Here is a 5,226-nt window from a genome sequence, read left to right as displayed (position 1 = left end):
GGTCGAGAAGGTGGGAAATTTAGCTGAAGGTTACTGCAATCGCCCTTAACCCAAAGCAATGCTTAGGGAAATGGCTGCGGTTCCCTACAAAGGTATAAAAAACGGTTGTTTTTAACACGCAGTGCAGCGAACTCTAGGGTGTGAGTTTCCGATCCTCCTCCTCCTACTCATTAACTATTGAGAAGAAGTTAATGAGTGGAAGGAGGGAAACTTTTGGAACGTGCGCTCGTAAGGTTGCTGCACTGACATGATGAAAAATGGACCTTTCTTGACACCCCTCCAGGCGATCGCACCGCAGCTTTCAAGATAATGTATGGCAACGATTCAATCATTGCCATACATGAATTAAGGTTTTCCCAGCTACCCCTCCAAGCAAAAAAGCTAGTGCTTTAATGGGGGTAAGCAACCCGGCACCTTTGGCATGACTGACGAGCTTGATGCCGCTTTGCAAGTTGATGTCCTACTTGACTGCATCTCAAGCCCTAGTTGTCCACCTCAAATTCATCCAAAACAATTTCATTTCTCATTGTCATTGACAATCAAACTTGTCAGAGTTAGTATCTGAAGATGAAACCCTTACAAGCGCTTGCTCTAGAAGACCCTCATTGGTCTTTAGAGGAACTGGTACAAGTGGCAAACGAGCAACTGCCCCAGTTTCTACCAGAGGAGAAAGCCCATACCCGTGTGCGTGAGGATGTGACTCCCCGCTTGATTCGGCACTATGTCAGTCAGAGGATGCTGGATGAGCCACTGAAAGCAGGACGAGAAGCGCGTTATCTCTATCGTCATCTTCTACAACTACTGCTGGTGCGGCGTTTGCTGGCTGAAGGTTATGGAGCCAGCGCGATCGACAAACTGGCAATCTCTAAAACCAATCAAGAACTGGAGGAATTACTGCAGGGCGGAGTGCAATTAACGATCACCCCAGCCAATCTGGCCCTGGCTTTCTTGCAACAAGTGCAGCAACGGCAGACCCTACCTATGCAGTCGCTGCCCTCCCTCCCCTCTACACCCCCCCCTCCCGTTGCGCCCGTCCCTGTTCCGCCCTCAGCGCTGGCACCACCCTCCTCTACCCAGTGGACAAGAGTGGAAGTGTTACCTGGCTTAGAACTTCATATTCGACACAATTTTGTTTACCCCAGCAGTGGGCAAGAGCAACAAAGCCTGTTGCAACTGATTCGCCAAATTCTGTTTACCTTCGGCCCCAAACGGAGAGCCTCAAAATGACCTTACCCCAGATTGAATTTCTGCCCCTGCGTCCTGTAGTTTGTTCGGATCGGGCAACCACCCTGGATGTGCTGCTGCGGATCACGCCACCCCAACTTGAGGTGAAGCAAACACGCCCCAGCCTGAATCTTGGCTTTGTCATTGATCGCTCGGGTTCAATGGCAGGCAAAAAGATTGACTATGCTCGACAGGCGGTGTGCTATGCCATTGAGCAACTCTTGGCGAGCGATCACATCAGCATCACGATCTTTGATGACCAGGTGCAGCCCCTGGTTGCCAACACGACCGCCAATAACAAAGCCAGCCTACTGCGGATGGTACAACAGGTACAGCCAGGAGGGAGTACGGCGTTACACGGGGGGTGGGTACAGGGCAGCATCCAAACCAGTCACAATTTGAGCGCTCAACTGAATCGAGTCATTCTGCTCTCGGATGGTTTAGCCAATGTGGGAGAAACGAATCCAGACACCATCGCTAGTGATGTGCATGGTTTGGCAAAACGTGGAGTGAGCACATCGACAATGGGTGTAGGGGATGACTACGACGAAGATCTTCTCACTGCGATGGCAACCAGTGGCGATGGCAACTACTACTACATTGCCTCCCCCGAACAGTTGCCCATCATTTTTGAACAAGAGTTACAGGGATTGGCAGCGACCCTCGGCACGAGCGTTTGCTTAAGCCTGGAGCCTCAGGGAGACGTTGTGGTTGCAGACGTTTTGAATGACTTGACTGTAGATAGTCAGGGACGATTTCAGTTACCGAATTTGGTGGCAGGAAGTCCGCAAGAAATTGTGCTGCGGCTTAAGGTGCCAGCAATGGCGCAAGCGAGTGAGCTATTAAGGGTGCGTCTGAGTTGGCAGGACAAAGCCAAGCAACTTCAAGCGGTAGGAGGTTCTTTCCAATTGCCCGTAGTGCCTTTCCATCAATTGGAGTCGTTTCGCCTCAATCAGGAGGTGCAGCAACAGGTTGCGTTAATGATGACAGCACGGGCGAAGAAAGAAGCAGTGCAATTAGTTGATCGCGGCGAGATGGGTGCTGCTAGTCAAGTGTTACAGCAGGCGAAAGCAGACATATTAAGCTTTAATTTGCCGATGTCAGCCCCAGAAGCCGCCGCACTGGACGACCTGGAGCAAGCATTAAAGCAGCGTCGAGTTGCCAGCTATCGCAAGATGTCTGGGCAGCAAGCGTATTCCCGGAGCAGCAGGCGTAGTAGCGGGCACACTAACCTCCGCTATGCCTTTGGTAGAGGTCCGATATTGGGCGACATTACCCAACAACAAGTAGAGGGGATCGTCAATTCAACCGATCAATCCCTATCGGATCGAGGTGCCATTTCGTGTGCCATTCATCGAGTGGCTGGACCCGCATTAGAAGTCGCGTGTCAGCAGCTGAACGGGTGTGCGGCAGGGGATGCAAAAAGCACACCTGGCTTTAATCTGCCAGCCCAATGGATTATTCATACCGTTTGTCCCATGTGGCAGGGCGGAAAGCAGGCAGAAATTCAAGTGTTAGCTCAATGCTATGAAAGTTGTTTGAAGATGGCACTGCTAGAAGGCATCCGCTCGATCGCTTTCCCTACAATTGGCACAAGCACTTTAGGCTTTCCAGTCGAGCTGGCTGCTCGCACTGCCTTCGAGACGATTGGACGTTTTTTGTTTCAGTCGACTGCCATTGGACAAGTTCTGTTAGTCTGTAGCGATGAAAAGACGCTACAAATATACCAAACGGAGTTTGAGAGAATTTCAGGCTGGCAATAGTTGAGCTTATCGGGTTAATTTGAACTCTGGCTGTGAAACACCCTTAGTGCTATCCTTCTCCCTCATACTCTTGAAACTCGCCTTGGGATCGTTGTCTAACACTCTAGTGCTTGGCTAGTTGCCCACGGCAACAAAGGGCCGTTTTTTGATACCCCTTCTAGTTCAATAGTAAGTGCTGCTACAGGAGGGTTTCAGGTCACGGCATTTTATACCCGTTTTTTGACACCCCGCGGCGATCACACCATGGTCAAGACTGACTTGTTCTTGAGCTAGCATTGTGGCATGCGATTACTCTTTGAAACCCCAGAGGCAGCTCGCGAGGTTGCTTTCATGCTGCAATGCAAGTACGACGGCTTCACCATGATTACGCTGCCGTCGATCCATGACACGCTGGCGCTCAGAACCGCGATCGAACTGACCAGCGCTGATTTCTGTTTTGCTGGTGACCACTATCCACTGGTGCTGTCTTTAACGGCTGATGCACTGAACCCAATGAGTAACCAACATTCAGCTCATCGCATTAGCCGGAAAGCGGAGTTGTGGCAGGATGTTCTGCCCTTTTGAAGCAAGGCTGCAACATTGCCGAAAAAAGTGGTTGAGCCCTTGCTTGTAGTACGGTTCAAAACTCTGCTGGTAAGGGGGTAGATGGAAAAAACATTGCCGACTTAAAAGCATTTTCGGCAGTGTTTCTAAGCATTAACGACTCGCTTCACCCGCCACAAATACCTCTCATTTCCAACAGACAGCCTTTATACGGTCGGTGTGCAAGCGGATTGTTAGGCTTCATTCTTTTCTGATTAATGGCACCAAGTGCAGCATGTAATCTCGTTTGCCAATTGGCACCCCAGCCATGCGAAGAATGTCGTAAGCCGTAACCATATGGAAGTAAAAGTTTGGCATGAGAAATTCATTGACATAGGCATGACCAGACAACTCGATGTAGAGGCTCTGGCCCAAGTCAATGCGTGTTATCTCAGCTAGCTTTGCCTCTTCAACGTGAGCACCGAAAAGAAGTTCCTTCGTGTTTGCTATGTGCTCGTATGCCTGTGCGAGAGCTGTGACGTCTGGATCGAGATTATTCGCAGGTTTGCCATCACACCAAAGAGCAAAGTTGCGTGGTTGATTGCAGGTGAAAGCAATCTGGGTACCGAACGGCAACATATCAGCCGCAAGGCGCTTTTGAAGGAACGACTCGTCATCACAAAAATGAGTCTGAGCTGACTCTAAGAGGTGCTTAAGAGTTGCTAAGCGGCTTTGGAAGAGGGTTCGGATTAAATCTATATTCTGGCTTTGCATTTTGTGATCCCTCAAGGCTTTTCTATGAACCTTAGCTGTCCTTAGAACAAATTTCAGCCTGACGGTCGCGCTCACCGAACGCAGATACCTTTGCACCCAGCCGACAATACTGCGACGTTCCGGTGCAGCGCGGTTGTTAGGCGGTAGTTATCCCAAAAAACTAAGTTACACCTGCATTGAGTTTGCTAAAGCTTTAAACCGTCCGGCAGCATCTTCAAGCACTTGCAAATCAGCTTCAAGAGTTTTTAGTTTGGACTTTGGTATGACATCTAGCGAATATGAATCTGCAACGGACTCAAGAGATGTATCTTGAAGGAAAGCACTTATTGTTCGTCCTTTAAAGACTAATGCGTTGGCAAGTATTTGCTTATAGCGCTCTAGCTTTTCTTCACCAACCTCCTCCCCAACTACGTCAAACATGCTGTATGAATATTCATTAACTTCTGAACACATACTAGATGGGACTTCGCCCTCACGAAACTTTTTAACAGACTGATTCAAGCAATCTGAAATATTATTAAGATAAGTTGCTACACGCTAACGACGTTCAAGGACAGATTTGTCGAGATCAGCCTTCAGACCCAGAAGACTTTTTGCTAAATCAAGTAGATCCTTTACGATTTTCAACTCTTCAAACTTAGAACTGATACGGTTTACAAGCTTAGACTGAATGCCCCCAACATAAGACTAAATCAATCAGCAATTGCTAATGATCTCAATCGTTTTACGAATAACTTCCAAATATCCCGTAAGAGTAGCCTTCTTAATAACTATACCGGTCTCAGACAAACGATCTTGCTTGTTGTCCCCACCAAGAATTTAAGAAAGTGTTTGTAAATGCTGGTTAAGCAGGTTTCAAGTTCCTCGTTCGTCGGTTGTTTGTTAACCGCCTCAGCATCAACCGAATCATGACCACATAAACCATGCCTTCATGATTTTCAGG

The 5,226-nt window shown here is 48.5% G+C and carries 5 protein-coding genes; 3 read left to right on the top strand and 2 right to left on the bottom strand.

Annotated features, from left to right (window positions below):
• Window positions 1-567: 567 nt before the first annotated feature.
• The 3 genes from H6F86_RS13640 to H6F86_RS13630 all read left to right on the top strand — a co-directional run bounded on the left by H6F86_RS13640 (window position 568) and on the right by H6F86_RS13630 (window position 3,551).
• Window positions 568-1,227, top strand: a complete 660-nt coding sequence (locus H6F86_RS13640; RefSeq protein ID WP_190449163.1) for a MerR family transcriptional regulator — start codon at window positions 568-570, stop codon at window positions 1,225-1,227.
• A complete protein-coding gene (locus H6F86_RS13635; protein ID WP_190449162.1) occupies window positions 1,224-2,987 on the top strand; it encodes a macro domain-containing protein in 1,764 nt (587 codons plus the stop codon). The genes H6F86_RS13640 and H6F86_RS13635 overlap by 4 nt, the downstream gene beginning before the upstream one ends.
• A gap of 282 nt (window positions 2,988-3,269) precedes the next feature.
• The gene (locus tag H6F86_RS13630; RefSeq protein WP_190449161.1) at window positions 3,270-3,551 is read left to right on the top strand and encodes a hypothetical protein; all 282 of its coding nucleotides are present in this window, start codon (window positions 3,270-3,272) and stop codon (window positions 3,549-3,551) included.
• Window positions 3,552-3,770: 219 nt separating this feature from the next.
• Here the strand turns inward: H6F86_RS13630 and H6F86_RS13625 are convergent, their stop codons facing one another.
• A complete protein-coding gene (locus tag H6F86_RS13625; RefSeq protein ID WP_190449160.1) occupies window positions 3,771-4,283 on the bottom strand; it encodes a DUF1993 domain-containing protein in 513 nt (170 codons plus the stop codon).
• Window positions 4,284-4,448: 165 nt separating this feature from the next.
• Window positions 4,449-4,784 carry a hypothetical protein gene (locus H6F86_RS13620; protein ID WP_190449159.1) on the bottom strand — a complete coding sequence of 112 codons (336 nt, stop codon included), beginning with the start codon at window positions 4,782-4,784 and terminating at the stop codon, window positions 4,449-4,451.
• Window positions 4,785-5,226 lie beyond the last annotated feature (442 nt).

It is taken from the genome of Phormidium sp. FACHB-592, assembly GCF_014695795.1.
Classification (GTDB): Bacteria; Cyanobacteriota; Cyanobacteriia; order Leptolyngbyales; family Leptolyngbyaceae; genus Stenomitos.
Note: the sequence above shows the minus strand (reverse complement) of the source record. Positions and strands in the feature narration are given on the sequence as shown.